Here is a 19,937-nt window from a genome sequence, read left to right on the forward strand (position 1 = left end):
GGTTCAGGAGTCCTGGGTCCGGGAAAGCGGGCTACGTCTGAAGGGGCCAGAACACGGGTACCAGCAGGATGGCCACTGCCGCGTACAGCGCCATGATGGCCAGGCCGAACTTCCAGTAGTCTCCGAACCGGTAGCCCGCCGGCTGCATGATCATCATGTTGGCCGGCGTTGCCACAGGAGTCAGCAGGGCGGCGGAGGAGGCTACCGAGACGCACATCAGCACGGCGTAGGGGTTGATGGCTGACTCCTGGGCCACGGAGAGGGCAATGGGGATGATGATCAAGGCTGTGGCCGTATTGCTGATCAGCTGGCCCAGGACGGCGGTCACCACGAAGAGTCCCAGGAGCAACAGCAAAGGGCCGCCGTTTCCTACCACCGACACCATGCCCTCAGCGAGGATCTCGGCGGTGCCGGTGGCGGTAATGGCCGTGGACAGCGGAATCATGCCGGCCACCAGGATGAGGGTGGTCCAGGCCATGGAACGGTGGGCTTGCTGGACTGTCACAACACGCAGCACCACCATGGCCAGGGCCGCCAGCGTCGCTGCCACCGGCGCAGGCACGAGGTTGGTTGCCAGCAGCACCACCATGGCGCCGAGGACGATGAGCGCAGGCATGGCCCGCGGCCCCAGGGGAACTGTTTGGCGGCGGATGGTGTCCGGCGAATCAACCAGCAACACATTGTGGTCCACGGTGTGCTGGTCAAGCGCAGACCAGGTGCCTTGGAGCAACAGCCGGTCTCCGGCAGTGATCAGCGTGCGTCCCGACGACTCCGGCTCACCCGGATGGTGATGGGCCAGCACCACCAGGTCCCCGCTGTCTGTGACCATTCCGGGGTAAGCCTCGGTACCGACCAGGTTTGAGCGGGGTGCCACTACTACCTCGGCCACCCCGTAGCTGCTGCTGATCAGTCCGCAGGTTGCGTCGTCGTCCTGGCTCAGGCCGTGCCGGGCGGCAAGGGCGTCGATAGTGGGCTGGCCGCCGCGCACCACAATCTCATCGCCCTGTTCGAACACCGCGTTTTCCGACGGCTTGCCGTCTGACCCCTGCACGCTGATGAGGTGGAGGTGGCCGCCGTCGTGCCCGTCCTGAAGGCACGCCACAGGCTGGCCTACCAACGCAGATCCTGCCGGGATACTGAGCCGGCTCAGGCCCTCCCCGCCGAGGTAATGGTCCATGAGTGTCCGGCCGTGGGAGCCCAGGTCCTTGGGGAGGGCATCAGGGGTCCGGGTGGGCAGGAGCTTCGGGCCCAGCCACAGGGTCAATCCGATGGTTCCCAGCAGCAGGGGAAGCCCCACAAGCCCGAACTCGAAGAACCCGATTCCCTTCCCCGTGGCCTCCAATGCTGCGTTGAGGATCAGGATGTTGACGGGCGAACCGGTCAGGATCAGCAAGGAACCGGCATGGGCAGCGAAGGCCATGGGCATGAGCAGTTCCGATGGCCGCCGTCCCAGCCGGACCGCCAGCACCACCACCATGGGCAACAGCGCTGCGACCGCTCCGTTGACACTGATGAGTGCAGTCAGCAGGGCGGTCAGAACCATCATCAACACCATCAGCCGGGGACGGCTGGTACCCGAGAACCTGATCAGCAAACTTCCCAGCCAAGTGGTTACTCCCGCGGCATCGATGGCCTCCGCCACCACGAACAGGGCAGCGATCAACACCACCGTTCCGCTCCCGAAACCGGCGAAAGTCTCGTCCAAACCCACAATGCCGGTGCCATAGAGGGCCAATGCTGCTCCGAGGGCCACAACCTCCACAGGCAGCCGGTTCCACACGAACGCAGCGATCACCGCGACCAGCACCACCAGCGTGACAATGACGTCCGTGATAATGACGTCCGTCATGGGTGCCTTGGGTAAGCCGTGGGCTCGTTGGCCAGCATTCTTTCAGACTAGATCCGGGTCAAAGCCGCAGGGTCACCCCAATCGGGTGAGTGATGGGCGTCCTGCGAGGTCACCGCCTACGGAAGGTGGCCGAACTTGTACGCAGCGGCAACAGCATCGTGCCGTGTCCCGGCTCCGAGTTTGGAATAGATGATCCGGAGGTGGGTCTTGACGGTGTTCACGGATAAATGGAGTTCCGACGCCATTTGGTCCTGCGACAAATGCGAGGGGAGCAGGGCCAAAACCTCCCGCTCCCGGGGAGTCAGCAGCGGGGCGAGCCTGGCATCGGCAGGCGACCGCAACGCCATCAAGCGCTTGGCAAGTTCTTCTTGTGGACCGTGCGTTCCTGCCCGTTCCACCAGCAGGTCCATGACCTCCTGAGGAGCGATCGCCAAGGGCCTGAGCACTCCAACAGCGTCCGCCTTGGCCAGAGCATCTTCCAGGAGCTTGCCGGCCAAGGCCCGCCGCCCCGTGCGGATGGCCATGGAGCATTCCAGGATATTGACGTGAAGCCACGTCCATTCCAGCAGTGGTTCCGCTACGCCCATGTGCAGTGGCCGGAGCCGCTCGGTTGCGGCGTCGAAGCGACTGATCCCCGCGGGTCCTTGCGCTCGCAGCAGGCACAGTTCACCGGTCCCGGGAATGAGTTCCTCGGCCCACTCCAGGACTTCGCGGGCACGCTCTGCATGCCCCAAGGACAGGGCTGCCGTATGTTCAATCACCGCGATGAAGGCTGCCATGGGCTGGGCGAAGAGATGGCCTTGGCCAATCCTCAGCCGGGCTTGGCGCATACCGTCCAGGGCGTGCCGCCTGTCCCCTGAATCAAGGTGGGCGCAGGCAGTGATCAACTCCAAGGTGGCACGCATTGCCGCTCCCACTCCCTTGGAAGAGGACCCCAGTTGTCCCAGTTCGGCGCCGGCCGAGGAAGCATATTTCAGCGCCGCAGCAGGTTCGGCGCCCAAGAGAGCAGCCGCCGCATGCATCAATGCACCCACCGACCGGCCGGCCCCGGCCGTCCACGCGTAGGCCGGCAGCTTCTCCTCCGCCTGCCTGAGGTACTCGCCGGCCCGGCGGAGGTGGCCTTGCATGGCGGAGATGCCGGCAAGCTTGAGGTATACCTTGCCGGCAAGGTAGCAGTTGCCGGCTTCGGTGGCCTCGAGCAGAGCCTCCTGGGCCTCGTTCTCCGCTGCCGCATAGTCCTGCTCAACCACTGCCGCGGTGACCGAGACCATCCTTGCTTCGATCCGGATATCGCTCTGCCGGGACATGGGGAGGGCGGCGTACCCGGTTGTCGCCTTGGGATCCTGGCTGGCCCAGTCCCCGCTGAACCAGGAAAGCCGTGCTTCTGCCAAGGCGCGGAGCTCCGAGAGTTCGGAGGGAGGGTTGTCCGTCCACGAACGGTATGCCGCCGCCAGGTATCGGGCAGCGGTAGTGGGCTGGCGGCTTTCGACGTGCGCCAGTGCCGCCACCAGGCAGAGCTTGGGACTGGCCGCCAGGACGGAATCCGGCAATGCTGCGATGGCCCTCCGAACGCGAGTGACTCCGCCTGATCCCAGGAGGGCTGCTCCGTGCCGTTCAAGGAGTGCCCCGATCAAGCGTGGTTCAGCCGAGTCCATGGCGTGCCGGAGCGCGGCCTCGGGTTCGCCGGCTTGCTCGTGCCACTGCGCAGCTATCGTGTTCAGGCGGAGCACTTCATCCGGGTCCTTGCGGGTCAGTTCGGCCCTGAAGTACTGCCTGATCAGTGGCCGGACCAGGAAGACCTTGCGTCCGCTCCCCGCCGATTCCACCAGATCGCGGTTATCAGCCAGTGCCGAAAGGATGCTCCCGGCATTCCGGTGGCCCGCAAGGGCATTGGCCTGGGCAGCCACCAGGACGCGGCACATGCTGGTGCTGGACAGCACGTGCCGCTCGTCCGGGGTCAGCGTTTGGACAATCTCGTGGTCCAGATACTCTGCGAGCTGCCGGTTGTTGGCTGCAATGTCACCCACAGGCGCTTCGAGGTCTGCAGCCTTGCGCAGTGAACGCAGGGCAAGCACCACTGAGGCCGGCCAGCCAGCCGTTTGGCGGAACAGCTCGCCCAGTTGATGCGTTCCCAGCAAGGTGATGGTCTTTGCCGCAAGGGAGTTGATTTCGTCCAGGGAGAAAGCAAGATCCTGTGAATGCAGTTCCATGATCCGCCCACTGAGCCGTGGGCGTCCCGGGTCAACCGAGGCGCCCTCGCGCGCTGCCAGGACAAGCTGCACTGGCAGGTGCGCCTGGCCCAGCAGCGCCGGAATCCAATGATCGCGGTCAGCGGCAGGGAAGCCCTCCACGCCGTCGATCACCAGTCGGACGGTGTGATCGGCGGCGGCCAACCCTTCCGCCAACAGGCTAAGGACTTCATGGGCGTTTGTCTCGAATCCCGAGAATCCACTAAGCGCGCTGGGAGGTATCGCGGGGCACCGCCGGAGCGCGTGAAGTATGGAGGGCCAGAAGGCCGGGGTGTCCTGTTGGTCCGGGCTTACCCATGCGACGGTGTGCATGCTGCCGGCAAGCCATTGCCCGATCAGTACGGATTTGCCGAAGCCGGCCGGGGCGCAGAGAAGGATGGTGTCGGGTGCGGCATCGAGTCTTGCCACAAGCCGGGGCCGGGCCAGCAGATCCAACGGCGGTTTGGAAACCGCGATCAGTTGCGGGCTTACGAAGTCCGGGCGGGTACCACGCAGGTCATCCACTCCTTCAGTGTAGGGGCGGGAGTTCGAGGATTCACCCAGTACAGGCGATCCGCGCGGCGGCGTCCGGGCGTAAGGATTATGGTGTCCGCCGTGGGACGCTTGGGCGAAGCCCGGAAGGGGGTTTCACCGTGCAGGCTTTCAAGGACATCATGAGTGCCGCGGATTCAGGCTGGGTGTACCCGCTTGGGGCTATGTTCGTGGCGTTGTCGGCGATCTTCCCGCCCATCCCCACCACGTCCCTGTTTGTGGCTTTGGGGGCGCTGTCCGCTACCGACAACCTTCCCAACGGCTACCTCCTGGTGGCCGCCATGCTGGCAGGAGCGGTTGCCGGAGACCTCGGTGCGTACGAGTTGGTCAGGCGCAGGGACATGGCCAACTGGAAGATCCTCCAGGGTCCGCGGACGCAGAAGGCCCTGCATGCCTCCCGGGAACGTTTATCCAAGCACTCCGCCTCCTGGGTCCTGACCTCGCGGTTTGTTCCGCTCGGACGGCTGACCATGAACGTAGCCAGCGCCATCACCCCGGTCCCGCGTGGCAGGTTTGTCCTCTACTCAGTAGCTGCGGGCATCCTGTGGTCCGCCTACTCGGTGGGGATTGGTGCCCTGTCCGGGCTTCTGCCCGGGCTTTCCACGGAGTTCGCCGTGGTCATTGCCATCGCATTTTCGCTGCTGCTGGGCAGGGGTATCAGTGCAGCCGTGACCTGGTATTTGCAACTGGACGACTGACTGGATCCGGCCATGTTGATGCGCGGGGCAGCCCTTTGCTGCAACTTACTGCGCGGCGACACCACTTACTGCAACGAGGACGTCAGCCGTGCCAGGTTGTCCAAGGCCACCTGGCCCAGCGGCCGCCGCAACCAGTCCTCCAGCAACAACTCCGTGCTCGCCGCCCGGTAGCTGTCCTCCACAGCCCTCATCCGGTCCACGATGGACCGGCCGTGGACCAGCACCGAGACTTCCATGTTGAGGCTGAACGAGCGGACATCCATGTTGCTGGATCCAATGACGGCGACGTCGTGGTCAATGGTGAAGTGCTTTGCGTGCAGGACCTGCGGGGCCCGGTACAGGTAGATGCGGACTCCGGCCCTCAGCAGGACCTCATAGTAGGAGCGCTGGGCGTGGTAGACCATGGCCTGGTCGCCCACCTCAGAAACAAAGAGCTCCACGCTCAGGCCCCGCGAGGCAGCGGTGACAATGGCCAGCTGGATGGCTTCATCCGGAACAAAATAAGGGCTGGTGATGCTCACGCGGTGCTCGGCCTTATAGATGAGCGTGGTGTAGAGCTTGAGGTTGTTGTCGTTGTCGAAACTTGGGCCGCTGGGCAGGACCTGGGCGTCGATGAGCTCCGGTTCCGAGCCAAGGATCACCGGTGAAGTATCCAACGGCAGCAGCGTCTCCGATTCGCTGTACCAGTCCGTGACGAACACGGCGTTGAGCTCACGCACCGCCGGCCCCTCCAACCGGACCATCAGCTCATGCCACTGGAGGCCGCGCCGGATGTTCCGTTTCTTGTTGTAGGAGGCGTCGATCAGGTTTTGCGAGCCGGTATAACCAACCTTTCCGTCCACCACCACCAGTTTCCGGTGGTTGCGCAGATCCGGGCGCTGCCACTGGCCTTTGAAGGGCCGCAGGGGCAGCATGGCGTGCCATTCGGCGCCCATGTCCTCAAAAGCCTGGAGCATGTCCCGGTACTTGGGGCCGCCAACCGCTGCAAGATGGTCAAAAAGCACCCTGACAACCACGCCGCGTTGGCGGGCACGGGCCATGGCATCGAAAAACGGCGATGTGGTGGGGTCCAGCGCCAGAATGTAGAACTCGACGTGCACGTACTCTTCAGCGGAGTCCATGTCTGCGATCATGCGGTCAAAGCACCCGCTGTAGTCCTCCAACAGCTCGGCACGGTTGCCGCCCACCATGGGCAGCGCGCCGAGCCTGAGGTTAAGTTCGACGGCGGAACGCAGCCAGGCGGGCCAGTCATCACTGTGGCTGACTGCTGAGAGGCCGGGCGTGCGTCCAAGCATCAGCTCGTTGACCAAGCGTTGCTTCTCACGCCGGGCTTTGGGGAGTTTGCCGCGGCCAACCAGCAGGAAAGCCACGGTGCCCAGATAGGGAATGAAGATGATCGCCAGCACCCAGGCAATGGCGGACGATGGTTTCCGGTTGGCTGAAACCATCACGGCGGCAACAGCTCCGAGCACGATGTGCAGCGCCAACAGGATTAAGGCGACGGCATCGGCGTCGTTCAGTAGTCCTTGCACGTTGGGCTACTTGGCATTCTGCTGCGGGATGACCACTTTTTTGATGATCAGCAGTATGGAGGCTGTGGTGGGGCAGGCGATCAGCGCTCCCAACAGGCCCAGCAGCGTCCCGCCTATCATCGCGCCGATCAGGACCAACGAGCCCGGGATGCTGATCGCTTTGCCCACAACGCGCGGGGTCAGGATGTATGCCTCAATCTGCATATAAGCCAGCATGACGAGGAAAACAACCAGCGCCGTTGAAGGGGAAGTGAAGAGGGAAACAACGGTCATGATGGCGGTGCTGATCGCGCTGCCTACCAGCGGGATGAGGGTGATGGGGAATGCCAGGACGGCCAGTACTGCCGCGTACCTGACCCCGGCCACTGAAAGGAGGATAAAGGTGAAGACCGCATTGAACAGGGCCAGGATCGACATGCCGCTCAGGTATTTGCCTACCGAGGCAATAATTGTTTCGGCAATATCTGCAAATGATTCCCTGCGCGATGCAGGAACCAAGGCGTAGAGGCTGGATTTCATGACCTCGTGTCCTGCTACAAAATAGAGGGTCAGGACAACCACGAAAACCACGGCGAAAGTTCCGTTCACCACGTTGTAGCCAACCTGCACGGCGCCACCGCCAATGGCCAGCCAGACGTTCGGATCCGCCGCCGAGGTTTCCAGCCATTCCAGCAGCGGGGTCAACGCTCCGCCCAGTGATCCGTTGACGTCCCGGAACCACTCCTGTTCGCCCACGGCGTCGAAACTGGACGGCAGCAAACGGACCAGCGCGGCACCCTCCTCCACCAGGATAGGGACCACGAAACGGATCAGAAGCGCCACCACCACCAGGAAGCCGACGGCCACCGCGAGCACGGCCCCGCCGCGGGAGAGTTTCCAGCGTTCCAGCCAGCGGACCAGGGGATACAGTCCCAAGGAGATGAATAAGGCCGCGAAGATCAACGTCAGCGAATACCGCAACGTGATGACCGCAGAACCCAACGCCAAGGCAACCAGGACGCCCAGCGCCGCTACGAGTCCGAAGCGGAACGGACCGCCCTCCAGCAGTGGGAATGCCTTCAATCGCGTCATGCGGACCCTTTCGGCTGTCTGTGGATGGCGGGCCGTCACCGGATCAGGCCAATGCGAGCTGCTTCAGGCGGGCGTACTCCGCTTCGGTAATGTCGCCTGCGGTGAGCAGCGCTTTTGCTGATTCGATCTGCTGGGTGGGCGTAGGGGCGCCGGCTACTTCCCGGATGTAGTTCTCGGCTTCTTCCACTGATTCACGGACGCGCATTTCGCTGCGAAGGGCCATTCCCTTGCCCCGCATGATGACGTAGATCAGGGCAGAAATGAACGGTGCCACGAACAAGCACAGAATCCAGAGGGCTTTCACGCCGCCACCCAATGCTTTGTCGCGGAGAAGATCGGAAATGATCTGAAAGAGGAGGATCAAATAGGCAATGAAGAAAAAAGCGACAATGATGCTCCACAACGATTCCAAGAAGTTCATGGTGTCTTTCCCATCGTTCGTTCGGCCCTGGGGCAGGGCCGTCGTCATCCGGCAAGGGACCCGTTCCCCGGCGGGACCACAGCACCATTCTCGATTCGCCCGCACCCTCCGGGGCCGGCCATTCCCGGGATCGGCAACGATTGGATGGAAAGATCACCCACTAAGGGTGAGCGGGGGCCGGTTGGCCGGATGACCGGTGGCTGGGCCGTTGCCCGGTGCGGTCACAAAGTCCCCACAACCTTCCCGTTGCGGTGCGCATCAGGAGGTCGGTTACGCTGCTCAAAGCCACACACCACCGCACGTTCCAGGGTCCCAATGACGCACTCTTCCTCCACCAGCCCAACTGCTGACCGCACCCCGGAAACCGCCGATACCCGAGGGCAGGTGCCGGCGCCGGACCGTTCTTCGACGGCGGTGGCCGTAGGGGCGTTTTCCATGGCGGCAATTGTTGGGCTGTTTGCGTTAATCCTGCACACGTTCGCGCAGGAGTCGCCCCGGCTTGGTCCCGTGTACGCAGGTTGGCCGGAGGCTGCAGCAGACTCGCCGCTCCCGGCGTTGCGTTGGTTCCTGAGTGACATGACCGAGCCCTTGTTCTTCGCGTCGGATCTCGCCGCCCTCGGTCTCCTGGCCGGCGCGGCCGTGGCATGGTTGGCCGCAAAGCGGGCGAGGACCTGGGCGGGTTCGATCAGCTATGGGACGGGCCTCTGGCCGTGGGTGCTCGCGTCGGCGTCGCTGAGTTTGCTCTTGTCCAACCTGGCGTTCGGATGGATGCTCGACGACGGGTGGCAGCCAACGTTCGTGCCATTTGTTTGCGTCGCTCCCGCAATGGTCATTCTGTACGGAGGCGGTTGGAAGACGTGCGTCACCGGCGCCGTCCTGGGAGCAGCCACCACAACGCCCCTGGCTTTGCTGCTCATTCCCGTGGTGTCCGGGCCCCTCGGCTTGCCCGTGGTGGTGGCAAACGTCCTGGCGATGTCCATAGGTTCCGTTGCCTCGTTCATGGTGGCAAGGCGGTTGCCGTGGCTTGGCCTTCGGGAGCCGGACCTGCCAGCCCAACAGCACCGGCCGCCGTCGAGCGTTCACCGCACTTTCCGCGACGACGCCGGATGGGGTGCGCGACGGGTGCTCAAGGACTTCACCGAAACGCACTTCTTTGCCAATGAAATCGCCGGAGCCGGCGTGATCATGGCCGCGGCTGTGGCGTTCGTCCTTAACCCGGGATTGCCGTCCTACGGTTCGCAGCTGTTGCCCCACATACTGTTCGCCCAGGCGCTGACCTCGGGAATCGGCGTCGTTCTCTGGCAGCGCTGGTACCGCGACGGCGGGTGGGCGGCAACGTATGCGTCGGTAGTGTCCGTTGCCCCTGCCGCCGTGCTGGCCTACGGGGGCTCGTGGTCCTCGGTGGTCGGTGGGGCCGTGCTGGGAGCCGTCCTTGCGCCGCCGATCGCCCGGGTGGTTTCAGCCAGGCTGCCTGCCGGTTTTCACCCGGTGATCGGGAACACCGCCGCCATGGCAGTGTCGACGGCGGTTGCCTTGCCATTGCTTGGGCTGCTGCCCCACTAAGGCTTGGGGGTCTTAGTCGGCGGCGCGGGTACCAGTCGGCGACGAGGGTCTCAGTCGGCGGCGAGCAACGCCTGGGGGGCTGCCTGCTTCATCCTGGTTTGCAGCCAGCGGAGCTGAACCTGCGTCTCCTGGTGGCATTCCTCAACGATGGTGAGCAGTTCCTGGTCGCGAAGGGCCGAACCCGCTTGGTGGATCATGGTCCACGTGACGTCCACCAGGCTGGCCAACAGATACAGGTCCTGCAGATCCCGGAGCATGCCAACAGGTCCGCTCCGCGTCCCGGACAAGCCTTCTGCGTGGAGCCGCTCGGGTTCGTCATCCGAGGTTCCTTCGCCGTAGCGCTCAACCACTGGCAGCAGGAGCTCCTGGTGGTGGTCGCACTGTTTGGCGAGGCTCTGACACAGGAAATGGATATCAGGTTCCGCGCCGTGGCCGGAGGAAACCTGCCGGAAGGATTCTGCGAGGGTACGTTCGCCCTTGTGAAGGAGCCCTAGGTAGAGGTGAAGGTTCACAGCGGCCCTCCTGCGGGACGTGAAGCTGTGGTGTTCGGTGCAGGGGCCGGGCCGTTTCCGCTTCGAATTTTCTCCACGTTCACTGCCGCATTCTTGAAGATCGGTTGTTTGGATACGGGGTCCCACTCGGTGATGGTGAGCTCGTTCGCGGCTGTTGCGTGCGGTTGGCCGGCGCCATCCTGCGAGGAATCCCAGTAACCGTAGTGGAAGGGGGCGAAGATCGTTCCTTGGCGGACGCCGCTGACGCGGACCGGTGCCTCGATCATGCCTCGTCGCGACGTTACCCGGACAATATCGCCTTCCGAGATGCCAAGCGCTGTGGCGTCCCCGACCGACAACTCCACCCACATCCGCGGGGCGGCAGCGTTCAGTTGCCGTGAACGGGCCGTCTTGGTGCGGGTGTGGAAATGGTAGGCGGTTCGTCCTGTGGTGAAACGGAGGGGGTAGTCATGGTCGGGTTCTTCATGTGGTGGGTGATACTCCGTGGTCTTCAACCAGGCGCGGCTGGAGGGTGCATCGGCGCGGTACTTTTCTTCCCCGACCTCGGCTCCCGTCAGGAGGTCATGGCCATAGTTTTCGCAGTAGTCCGGGTCGCTGGGGAAACTGGCGTCGCCGTAAAGGCGGGTGGTCCCTTCAGGATGCTGGTCGTTGCATGGCCAGGGGATACCGCTTCCGCCGCGGAGCTTGCCATAGCTCAGGCCGGTGTAGTCGCACGGCCGTCCACGTGAGCATTCCTTCCAGGCCTCAAAGGCTTCCTCCGGCCCCTGCCACGTCAGCAGCGGATCGCCGTCCAGCGTGGTGAAGCCCATGCGCCGGGAATAGTCCAGGAAGATATCCAAATCGCTGCGCGCGTTTCCGGGAGGTTCCACGGCCTTTTCGGAGAGGTGGACCACCCGGGAGGCATTGGTGAAGGTCCCGGTTTTTTCGCCCCATGCCGCGGCAGGAAGGACGACGTCGGCCAGCTCGGCCGTCTCTGTCAGGTAAAGGTCCTGAACCACCAGGAACAATTCCGGCTTGGCCAGGATCTCCCTGATCCGGTGAAGCTCCGGCAGCGATACTGCGGGATTGGTTGCCGAAACCCAGAGGAAGTTGATGGAGCCTTGCTCGGCATAGCGGAAGATTTGCATCGCATGCGTGGGTGGTGCCCAGTGCGGAATGATCGCAGGGTCCACGTTCCAAAGGGTTGCCAGTTCCTCGATGTGGTCCTGGTTTCCCCAGTTACGGAAGCCCGGCAGGTCGCCGTCGGCCCCGCATTCCCTGTTGTTCTGGGCGGTTGGCTGCCCGTTCATCTGAAGCAGGCCCGCACCCGGCCGGCCGAGCATGCCACGCAGCAGGTGCAGGTTGTTGACCTGGCAGGACGAGGCCGTGGCCTGGGAGGACTGGTAGAAACCCTGAAGGACGGTGGACAGCACGTTGGTGGAGGTTCCGAAGATGCGCGCCGCTGCCCGGATGTCGTCTGCATTGACTCCACACACCTCGGCCGCGGCCTCCGGAGTCCATTCCTCCACGGTCTTCGCCAGTTCCGGGAACCCCAGGGTGTGCTGGTTGATGTACGCGGAATCGTGCCATCCGTTATGCAGGACTTCGCGGACCAGGGCGTGCATCAGGGCCAGGTTGGTCCCCGGGCGGACGGCCAGGTGCACATCCGCGTGACGGGCCACCTCGGTGTTCCGGGGGTCCACGCATACCAAGTTCGGCGGGGTGGGACCCTCGAGCCGGTCCAGGATCCTTGACCACAGGACGGTTTGGGTCTCAGGCATGTTGTGGCCGTACAGGAAAACCGCATCGCAGCTGTCGATGTCTTCGTACGCCCCCGGCTGGCCGTCAGCCCCGAAGGTCTCCTTGAGTGCTGTCGCCGCAGTTGCAGTACAGAGGCGGGTGTTGCCGTCCATGTGGGGCGTCCCGATGCCGGCCTTACCGATCACGGCCAAGGCGTAGTACTCCTCGAGGAACAGCTGGCCGCTGGTGTAGAAACCGTGGCTAAGGGGTCCTTTGTCTTTCAGGAGTTTGGCGCTCTGGTTCGCGATCCGGGTCATCGCCGTGTCCCAGTCTGTTTCCACCAGGCGCCCATTTTCGCGCATGAGGGGTTGGGTCAGGCGGTCTTTGTTGGCTACGCCCTGCCAACTGGCGAACAGCCCCTTGGGGCCGAGCCGCCCCTTGTTGACCCTGTCCTGCGTCCGGCCACGGATTCCCACCATCACGCCGTCCTTGACCGCAATGTCGCACCCGCAACCGTTGCTGCAGAGCACGCAGGCGGACTGGACCCAATGATCGACGTCGGCTTCTGTCAGGTCGCCGGCGAGGGCGATGTCCGCGCGTTCCGGCCACTCGCCTCCACCCGGGAACGGGGTTCGGGTCCCCCAGATATCGGCGATGCGATCCACCATGATTCCACCTCTTTGCTTGCTGTACTGCCTACTCCAGAATTATCAGCATGCTTAGCATTCGTCCAGTGGCTACGGTGCTTTATCCGCTGGCTACGGCGCTTAATCCGGTGGGATGGTGGGATTGTGGCCCCGGTCAGCCGCCAACGTGATGGATCGTGAAGGCGCTCAGGAACCCGACGGCGGCCGTCAGCCCTGTGAGGTTGTGGTGTTCTTCAAACGCCTCGGGAATCATGGTGTCCGCAAGCATGGCCAGGATCCCACCGGCAGCAATGGCGGTAATGAAGGCAATGACGCTCTCCGGGGCGTTCTCCAGTGCCGTGTAGCCGATCAAGGCGGCCAGCCCACTGAAAACTGCGATGGCAATCCAGGTGCCAAAAACATACGCCGGTTTCCGCCCGGCCCTCTTCATGCCGGCAGTACTGGACAGGCCCTCGGGAACGTTTGAAATGAAGACAGCGGCGAGCATGGCCGGGCTGACCGCGCCCCCGGCGAGGAGTCCGACACCGAGAACCACAGATTCGGGGATGCCGTCAATCAGCGCCCCAATGGCGATGGCAGTTCCACTGCCGGGGCTGTCCTTCTCGGATGGCTGCGTGCCGCCGGATCGCTTCCTGTGCTTAGCTCCGGCGCGTGCCAACAGAACGTTCGAGCCCACAAAGATCAAGGCACCCAGGAGGAACCCAAGGACAGTGGGGATCAGCCCGCCGCCTTGGACAGCTTCGTCCACCAGCTCGAAGGCCAGGGCGGAGATCAGCACACCCGCACCGAAAGCCATTACCGTGGAGACAATCTTGGGCGGTACTTTCCACAGCCAGGCGATGCCGGCCCCGAGGACCAAGGCGCCACCCGCCAGCGTTCCCCACAACAAAGCCTGCAGCCACATCGGCATTTTGTCCCTTTCCACGGCTTCTACGGCCATTCACATGCATCAAGCAGTGTTTCACACGGGGTTGGTGGGGTTTGGGGAGTCTTGAGTTTTTCCTGAGGAAGTGTTGCGGGTTTGCAGGATTTGTTCTTGATCCTGCCCCGGCACAGTAGTTCTTGTCAGCCAGTCAGGCAGACACCAAAGAACAGGCCGGCCGGTCTCACGGTGGCCCACCGAAAGGACACTGATTCCCATGGCCATCAGCCTCAAGACCACCTCCGGCAAGATCCTCGCTTCCGTCGCACTGGTCGGCACCGCAGCCGCCGTCGCCGGGATGGGCACCTACGGTGCGTTCACGTCCTCGACCTCCGCCTCCCAGGCCGTCACCGCCGGCACCGTCACCATCGCCCTGGGCACCGGAGCCGCGAACACCCTCAACGTCCCGGTCACCGGCATGCTCCCCGGAGACAAAGCCGAAAAACTCGTCACCCTGGCCAACACCGGCAACTCCGACCTGAACAACGTCACCCTCACCACCTCCGCCGGCGCCACCGCCTCCCTGCTGACCACCGACCCCACCAACGGCCTGCAACTTAGCATCGAGAACTGCTCCGTGGCCTGGACCGGTACCGCAGCGCCCTACACCTGCGCCGGAACCAAAACCACCGTCCTGGCCAACGGCCCGGTCATCACAGCGAACAAGGTCCTGAACAACCTGACCTCCCTGACCTCCACCAAAACCGACAACCTCAAAGTCACCACCACCCTACCCGCCACCGCAGACAACACCTTCCAAGGCGCCACCTCCACCCTCGCCTTCTCCTTCACCGGCACCCAACGCACCGAAACCACCAAATAACACCACCAGTAACACCAAGAACACCCAGCAACCCCCGCCGGGTCTGATCGGATTCACTACCCCAGCCCGATCAGCCCCGGTCGCGGGGGTGGACTTTTCCAGAGTTCGGGCATGGCCTGCGGTGCCATAGCCCGCAGAGTCTGAATAGCCCTAGGTGTTCGAGCCACCAGCGTCCGCGCTCCCAGCGTCAGAGCCCCAGCGCCGCCAGCGTCAGAGCCCGCAGCGTCTGAGGCCTCAAGTGTCCGAGCCTGCAGCGTCGGAGCCGCGAGCGTCCGCACCCCCGGCGCCCTAAAGCCTCGGTGACCGCAGCAAGAGAAACACCACCAAGCCCCGCCGGGCCTGGTCGGGCGCCCCCCTGCCCGATCAGGTCCGCCGGTATTTTTCGTTGGTCCCTTGTATTCCTGAGCCAGACTTGAGTATTTTCCGCAGAAAGCCTGAGCGGGGCCAGACAGACTCAGCTACAGACTCCTCGAGAGAAGTCGAACCATCCCCGAAAGGAACGCCAGGACATGAGCACCCTCACCAGCATCAACGGACCAGCCCTCCATGGCCGGCGTTCCGCCGTGAAGAGCACCCTGGCCGGGGTCGAGAACCAGCCCGCCGCCGTCGCCGTCGCCGCCGTCGCCGTCGCCGCCGTCGCCGTCGTCCCTTGCGCCCCTGAGGCTGCCCCTGTGAAGCAGGCCGCAGCAGACGCACCGACACTGACGCCGGCCGCTGTGCAGCAGTCCGCGGCGGCCACACCGAACACCAGCACTGCCGGTACGTTCCGTCGCGTCGCCGGTAAAACAGCCAAGGGAATCGGCGCGGGCATGCTGGTCCTCGCCGCCCTCGTGTTCCTGTTCCTCGCCATCGGCCCCCGCGTCCTGGGCTACCAAACCTCCACCATGCTCACCGGCTCCATGGCACCCATGATCAACCCCGGCGACATCGTCGTCACCGTCCCAACCCCCATCACGGACATCAAAACAGGCGACGTCATCACCTACCACATCCCGGTCGAAGACCAACGCGTGGAAACCCACCGCATCACCGAAATCACCCCCACAGCCGACGGCGGCACAGCAGTCCAAACCAAAGGCGACGCCAACAACGGCATCGACCCCTGGATCGCCACCCTCCAAGGAACCACCGTGGACAAACACGTCGCCACCATCCCCGGCGTCGGCAACGCCATCCGCACCCTGCGCCAACCCATCATCATGAACATCCTGATGTACGGCGCACCCAGCATCCTGGTCATCGGAATGCTCGCCTCCATCTGGACCAAAAACCCCACCAAGACAACACCGGAAGGTGCTGCAGAGCCCAAGGCAGCAAGTAGTGAGTGACCTGACGGGGAGACACGGTGAACAGGGCCGGACGTCGTCGGAATCTGTCCTGGAGACCTGCAAATTGCAAGCTTTGGCTGAGGAATTGGGCGACTCCGCGCCGGCCGTCAGTTTCCTCTCCACATACCTGAGCATGCTGCCCGGCAGGATCCTCAGAATTTCCAACGGACTGTGCCTGCATGATGCCGATGCCAGCATGGACGCGGTGCTGAGCCTTAAGATTTCCTCCGCCATGGTGGGGGCTGTGGAGACAGAAAACCAGTGCCGTGCCATTGAGTCGATGATCCGTGACGATCACTTTGATTCAGCGGTTCTGGCACTCCCGGCCCTTCAGAACTCCACGGACCACTGCTTCGCGGCAGGTCCGAAATTGCTCGTGAAGGTGCAGGAGTCTTTGTGCAAAGGTCCTGGGAACTTGAGCCGGGGGTAATCCCCGGGATGAGAGGGGCTAGTGGCGGGCCGGTACGGAGTTGTCGGCGGCCTTGATTTCATGCGGCACCAGGAAGAGTGCTGCCACCGCGAGCAGGCCGGCGGCAGCAAACACATAGAAACCTGCAGGGTAGGCGATGTTCGCGGCCACCAACGTCCCCGTCACTGCAGGACCAACGATTGCTCCCAACCTGCCAACTCCTGCAGCGAAGCCCAAGGCAGTCCCTCGAAGCCTTGCAGGGAACAGTTGGCTGACCCAGGCATAAACCAGCACCTGGGAGCTGAAGACGAAGACCCCCGTTACGAAGACGGCGGTGTTGAGCAGGAATTCGTTCTGGATCTTCGCGCTGAGGATGGCCAGCAGGACCGCCGACAAACCGAACCACACGAGCACGATCTTCTTGGTCCCATGCTTATCGGCCAGGAATCCGGCGAGGAACAGTCCGGCGACTGCGCCCACATTCAGGACCAGCAACAGCGTCAGGCCGGTGCTCACGGGATACCCGGCAGCCGCCATCAGTTGCGGCAGCCACGTATTGAGCCCGTAGACCAGCAGAAGCCCCATGAACGATGCGATGCCAATGCCGACCGCCACCATTGGATAGGGCTTCTGCAAGAGGTCGCGGAAGCCGGTCTTTGGCTTGGGGCCCGCTGATTGTTCGACGGCGGCTGCTGCCTTCGGGTCCGCGTCCGCCTTGGCGGGAGCTGCTTCCGGGAGCGATTCCGGCAGCTTGGCCCACAGGAAGGGCAACAGTACAAGCCCAGCCACGCCGCCGATGATGAACATGAGCCGCCAATTGGGAACAATAAAGATGGCCAGCAGGGCAGTTGCTACAGCACCGACGTGGTAGCCGGTCATGGTGCGGGTTGTTGATTTTCCTGCCGAGCCCGCCGGGGCGTAGTCGTTCATGTAGGCCAAGGCCGCCGGAAGGCATGCGCCCAATCCCAGGCCGGCGAGCAACCGGAGCAGGGAGAACACGGCAACGTTCGGCGCGAAGGCGACGCCGATGGTGAACACCGAGAAGCCGGCCACACAGGCGATCAGGAGCTTGCGGCGCCCGAGCTTATCCGACAGCGGGGCGATAAAGAGTGCTCCAAGACCCACGCCGACCAAGGAGATGGTGGCGGCGAAGGTTGCTCCAACCGCGTCGAAACCCAGCTCGCCTGTCTTGATGAGTGTGGGGATCACCGTTCCGAGGACCACGAGGTCGAAGCCGTCCAGCACCATGGCAAGCCAGCAAAGCCAAACAGGCCATTGGGAACGGCGGGCAGATGGCATCGTTGGCATAGCGTCCTCAGTACTTCTTTGTTCACTCTGGCTTGTTGATTCCTGGCCAAAGAACGTTCGGTCGGTCATGAGAGTTGTATCACCGCGCGATGTTGCGTGGCACACGTTCTACCATTGAATGGAAGGTGTCCACCGGTGCGCTGTAGCACCGGTCGGGAAGCAAAGGAGCGCGTCGTGGCCAACTCAGCATCGGGAGATTCCGTGGTTGACCGCGTAGTGCGGGTGATCGAGGCTTTCCCGGAGGGAGTGACCTCGCTGCAATTAACCGAGCTGGCCGAACGGTCCGGGCTCCCACTGTCCTCGGCTCATCGGCTGGTCCGCCAACTCTCCGAGCACAGGCTGTTGGACCTTGGTGCTGGCGGGACGGTGCGCCTTGGCCTCCGTTTATGGGAACTGGTCAACAGGAATTCGCCCACCTTGGCCCTGCGCCAAGCCGCAATGCCCTTCATGGAGGATATCCAGCAGGTTCTGAACCAGAACGTAAACCTGGCAGTTCTCGACGGCTGGGAAGCGCTCTTCGTGGAACGGCTTTCACGGCGAGGATCGGTTGCCAACAGAGCGAAAATTGCGGGAAGGATGCCTGTCCACATCTCCTCGGCAGGGCTCGCCCTGATGTCGCACCAGACCCGCGAGCTTCAGGCGGAGTACCTCGAGCAGTTCCAGGACCCTTCCGGAAAGGTGACGGCCGACGTCGTGCGTCACTTCCTGGCCGAAGCGGCCCAACAGGGGTACGCGCAACTCGCGGGCGTGGTAGATCCCGATACGTGGGGCATCGCCGTTCCGGTCATGGACGGGAAGCGTCGCACGGTAGCGGCCCTTGGTGTTGTTGTCCCGTTGGCGGAGATGCGGCTCCAGGCGCTGGTCCCCGCGCTCCAAACGGCAGCCCGCGGAATCGGACGGCGACTCGGCGAGTGATCCCGATTCCGTTCAACGGAATCAATGTAACGCCAGTCACCCGATGCGGGCCACACTGATCCCAGAATCATCCCGCTTCCGAGCAAGCCGGGATACGCAACGAAGCGAGGAACAACCATGGCACGCACACCCATCACAACCCAAGTGGCCATCATGGGCGCAGGCCCTGCAGGCCTCATGCTCTCCCATTTGCTGGCCCAACAAGGCGTCGAATCGGTAGTGGTGGAAATCCGCAGCCGCAAGGACATCCAGGAAACGGTCCGAGCCGGAATTCTTGAGCACGGCACCGTAAACCTGCTGGTTGATTCCGGGGTTTCGGACCGCGTGCTGCGCGAAGGCGACCGCCACGACGGCATCGAGCTGCGCTTCAACGGTGAGAGCCATCGCATCAATTTCAAGGAACTCGTGGGCGAATCCGTCTGGTTGTACCCGCAAACTGACGTGTTCATGGATCTCGCCGCAAAGCGGGAGGCCGACGGCGGCGACGTCCGGTACAGCGTCACGGACACCACAGTTCACGACCTTGAAGGGAAACCGAAGGTTTGGTTCACGGACGAGGACGGCCAGGAATTCGAGATCCAGGCAGACTTCCTCGTGGGTGCCGACGGATCCCGCAGCCACTGCCGCTTCCAGATCCCGGAAGCCAACCGCAAGTGGTACTTCCACGAATACCCGTTCGCGTGGTTCGGGATCCTCGCCGAGGCCCCCCGCAGTGCCGATGAACTGATCTACGCCAACTCCGAAAACGGCTTTGCCCTGATCAGCCAGCGCACCGAAACCGTGCAGCGCATGTATTTCCAGTGCGACCCCAAGGAAAACGTGGCTGACTGGGACGACGAGCGCATCTGGACTGAGTTCCGCAAACGCGTCAACGGCAACGGGTTCGAACTTAAGGAAGGTCCCGTCCTGGAGAAGATGGTCCTGCCCTTCCGCAGCTTCGTCCACACTCCGATGCGGCACGGCAACCTCTTCCTGGCCGGCGACGCAGCCCACACTGTTCCGCCCACGGGAGCCAAGGGACTCAACCTGGCCATCCACGACGTCAAGATGCTCTTCGAGGGCCTCGATTCCTTCTACTCCAACGGTTCCACCGCTTTGCTTGACTCTTACAGCGACCGCGCGTTGGACCGGGTGTGGAAGGCCCAGCACTTCTCATACTGGATGACGTCCATGCTGCACACTGTGCCGGGAGCCGACGACTTCGACCGGGCCCGCCAACTCGGCGAACTGCACTCCGTGGTCACATCCGAACATGCCAAGGCGTACCTCGCGGAGTCCTACACGGGCTGGCCGGCCTCGCGCTAAGCCGGCAGTTGGGTCATCGCGCCGCGCCGCGGTGCATACCGGCCACCATGATTCCCCGCCAGTGCCAGTATCAGTACCGCTAGCAGCGCCAGTGCCAGTGCCAGTATCAGTACCGCGAACAGCGCCAGTGCCGAG

Annotated in this window: 16 protein-coding genes; 7 read left to right on the forward strand and 9 right to left on the reverse strand. The window is 63.4% G+C overall.

All coding sequences use genetic code 11. The features are described 5' to 3' along the window. Window positions 1-31: 31 nt before the first annotated feature. Together AC6JA3_RS01005 and AC6JA3_RS01010 are read right to left on the reverse strand one after the other, a co-directional pair. Window positions 32-1,849: an SLC13 family permease gene (locus AC6JA3_RS01005; protein ID WP_497919848.1), complete on the reverse strand. Its 1,818-nt coding sequence runs from the start codon at window positions 1,847-1,849 to the stop codon at window positions 32-34. 116 nt (window positions 1,850-1,965) lie between these two features. Then, entirely contained in the window at window positions 1,966-4,602 is a 2,637-nt protein-coding gene (locus AC6JA3_RS01010; protein ID WP_347782359.1) for a winged helix-turn-helix domain-containing protein, read from the reverse strand. A 128-nt stretch (window positions 4,603-4,730) separates the two neighbouring features. Between AC6JA3_RS01010 and AC6JA3_RS01015 the strand changes: the two genes are divergently transcribed. Then, window positions 4,731-5,327, forward strand: a complete 597-nt coding sequence (locus AC6JA3_RS01015) for a DedA family protein (RefSeq protein WP_347782360.1) — start codon at window positions 4,731-4,733, stop codon at window positions 5,325-5,327. Between the two features lie 65 nt (window positions 5,328-5,392). Here AC6JA3_RS01015 and cls read toward each other — a convergent pair whose 3' ends face one another. From cls to AC6JA3_RS01030, 3 genes are read right to left on the reverse strand one after another with little or no spacing between them, the layout of a single operon-like run. Further along, window positions 5,393-6,859 (reverse strand): cardiolipin synthase, encoded by a 1,467-nt coding sequence (gene cls, locus AC6JA3_RS01020; protein ID WP_091554430.1) that lies wholly within the window; start codon window positions 6,857-6,859, stop codon window positions 5,393-5,395. Window positions 6,860-6,865: 6 nt separating this feature from the next. Next, window positions 6,866-7,930, reverse strand: a complete 1,065-nt coding sequence (locus AC6JA3_RS01025; RefSeq protein WP_026542691.1) for an AI-2E family transporter — start codon at window positions 7,928-7,930, stop codon at window positions 6,866-6,868. Window positions 7,931-7,973: 43 nt separating this feature from the next. Next, window positions 7,974-8,351, reverse strand: a complete 378-nt coding sequence (locus tag AC6JA3_RS01030) for a membrane protein (RefSeq protein ID WP_026542690.1) — start codon at window positions 8,349-8,351, stop codon at window positions 7,974-7,976. Window positions 8,352-8,666: 315 nt separating this feature from the next. On the opposite strand from AC6JA3_RS01030, the gene AC6JA3_RS01035 reads away from it, so the two are divergent. After that, on the forward strand, window positions 8,667-9,914 hold the full coding sequence (locus AC6JA3_RS01035) for a hypothetical protein (RefSeq protein WP_026542689.1): 1,248 nt from the start codon (window positions 8,667-8,669) through the stop codon (window positions 9,912-9,914). Window positions 9,915-9,964: 50 nt separating this feature from the next. Here AC6JA3_RS01035 and AC6JA3_RS01040 read toward each other — a convergent pair whose 3' ends face one another. From AC6JA3_RS01040 to AC6JA3_RS01050, 3 genes are all read right to left on the reverse strand, one after another. Beyond that, window positions 9,965-10,426, reverse strand: coding sequence for a hypothetical protein (locus AC6JA3_RS01040; protein WP_026542688.1), 462 nt, complete (start codon window positions 10,424-10,426; stop codon window positions 9,965-9,967). Beyond that, entirely contained in the window at window positions 10,423-12,813 is a 2,391-nt protein-coding gene (locus AC6JA3_RS01045) for a molybdopterin oxidoreductase family protein (RefSeq protein WP_035761202.1), read from the reverse strand. The genes AC6JA3_RS01040 and AC6JA3_RS01045 overlap by 4 nt, the downstream gene beginning before the upstream one ends. 133 nt (window positions 12,814-12,946) lie before the next feature. Continuing rightward, window positions 12,947-13,702, reverse strand: coding sequence for a ZIP family metal transporter (locus tag AC6JA3_RS01050; RefSeq protein ID WP_026542687.1), 756 nt, complete (start codon window positions 13,700-13,702; stop codon window positions 12,947-12,949). A 229-nt stretch (window positions 13,703-13,931) separates the two neighbouring features. Here AC6JA3_RS01050 and AC6JA3_RS01055 point away from each other — a divergent pair, with 229 nt between their 5' ends. From AC6JA3_RS01055 to AC6JA3_RS01065, 3 genes are all read left to right on the forward strand, one after another. After that, a complete protein-coding gene (locus AC6JA3_RS01055) occupies window positions 13,932-14,537 on the forward strand; it encodes a TasA family protein (protein WP_223944119.1) in 606 nt (201 codons plus the stop codon). Between the two features lie 509 nt (window positions 14,538-15,046). Next, window positions 15,047-15,865, forward strand: coding sequence for a signal peptidase I (locus tag AC6JA3_RS01060; protein ID WP_347782361.1), 819 nt, complete (start codon window positions 15,047-15,049; stop codon window positions 15,863-15,865). Next, entirely contained in the window at window positions 15,858-16,295 is a 438-nt protein-coding gene (locus AC6JA3_RS01065; RefSeq protein ID WP_497919849.1) for an Hpt domain-containing protein, read from the forward strand. Before AC6JA3_RS01060 ends, AC6JA3_RS01065 begins: the two co-directional genes overlap by 8 nt. 18 nt (window positions 16,296-16,313) lie before the next feature. On the opposite strand, the gene AC6JA3_RS01070 is transcribed toward AC6JA3_RS01065, so the two are convergent. Then, window positions 16,314-17,582: an MFS transporter gene (locus AC6JA3_RS01070; protein WP_497919850.1), complete on the reverse strand. Its 1,269-nt coding sequence runs from the start codon at window positions 17,580-17,582 to the stop codon at window positions 16,314-16,316. Between the two features lie 174 nt (window positions 17,583-17,756). On the opposite strand from AC6JA3_RS01070, the gene AC6JA3_RS01075 reads away from it, so the two are divergent. Together AC6JA3_RS01075 and AC6JA3_RS01080 are read left to right on the forward strand one after the other, a co-directional pair. Continuing rightward, window positions 17,757-18,497 (forward strand): IclR family transcriptional regulator, encoded by a 741-nt coding sequence (locus tag AC6JA3_RS01075; protein WP_091553389.1) that lies wholly within the window; start codon window positions 17,757-17,759, stop codon window positions 18,495-18,497. A 117-nt stretch (window positions 18,498-18,614) separates the two neighbouring features. Further along, window positions 18,615-19,802, forward strand: a complete 1,188-nt coding sequence (locus AC6JA3_RS01080; protein WP_026543517.1) for a 4-hydroxybenzoate 3-monooxygenase — start codon at window positions 18,615-18,617, stop codon at window positions 19,800-19,802. The last annotated feature ends 135 nt before the right edge of the window (window positions 19,803-19,937 follow it).

Source organism: Arthrobacter sp. TmtSoilC79 (genome assembly GCF_059739405.1).

Excerpts from the sequence above, each read along its gene's own strand:
- AC6JA3_RS01005 (WP_497919848.1), bottom strand. The coding sequence starts at position 1,849 with ATGACGGACGTCATTATCACGGACGTCATTGTCACGCTGGTGGTGCTG.
- AC6JA3_RS01025 (WP_026542691.1), bottom strand. The coding sequence starts at position 7,930 with ATGACGCGATTGAAGGCATTCCCACTGCTGGAGGGCGGTCCGTTCCGC.
- AC6JA3_RS01030 (WP_026542690.1), bottom strand. The coding sequence starts at position 8,351 with ATGAACTTCTTGGAATCGTTGTGGAGCATCATTGTCGCTTTTTTCTTC.
- AC6JA3_RS01035 (WP_026542689.1), top strand. The coding sequence starts at position 8,667 with ATGACGCACTCTTCCTCCACCAGCCCAACTGCTGACCGCACCCCGGAA.
- AC6JA3_RS01045 (WP_035761202.1), bottom strand. The coding sequence starts at position 12,813 with ATGGTGGATCGCATCGCCGATATCTGGGGGACCCGAACCCCGTTCCCG.
- AC6JA3_RS01050 (WP_026542687.1), bottom strand. The coding sequence starts at position 13,702 with ATGCCGATGTGGCTGCAGGCTTTGTTGTGGGGAACGCTGGCGGGTGGC.
- AC6JA3_RS01055 (WP_223944119.1), top strand. The coding sequence starts at position 13,932 with ATGGCCATCAGCCTCAAGACCACCTCCGGCAAGATCCTCGCTTCCGTC.
- AC6JA3_RS01060 (WP_347782361.1), top strand. The coding sequence starts at position 15,047 with ATGAGCACCCTCACCAGCATCAACGGACCAGCCCTCCATGGCCGGCGT.
- AC6JA3_RS01070 (WP_497919850.1), bottom strand. The coding sequence starts at position 17,582 with ATGCCAACGATGCCATCTGCCCGCCGTTCCCAATGGCCTGTTTGGCTT.
- AC6JA3_RS01080 (WP_026543517.1), top strand. The coding sequence starts at position 18,615 with ATGGCACGCACACCCATCACAACCCAAGTGGCCATCATGGGCGCAGGC.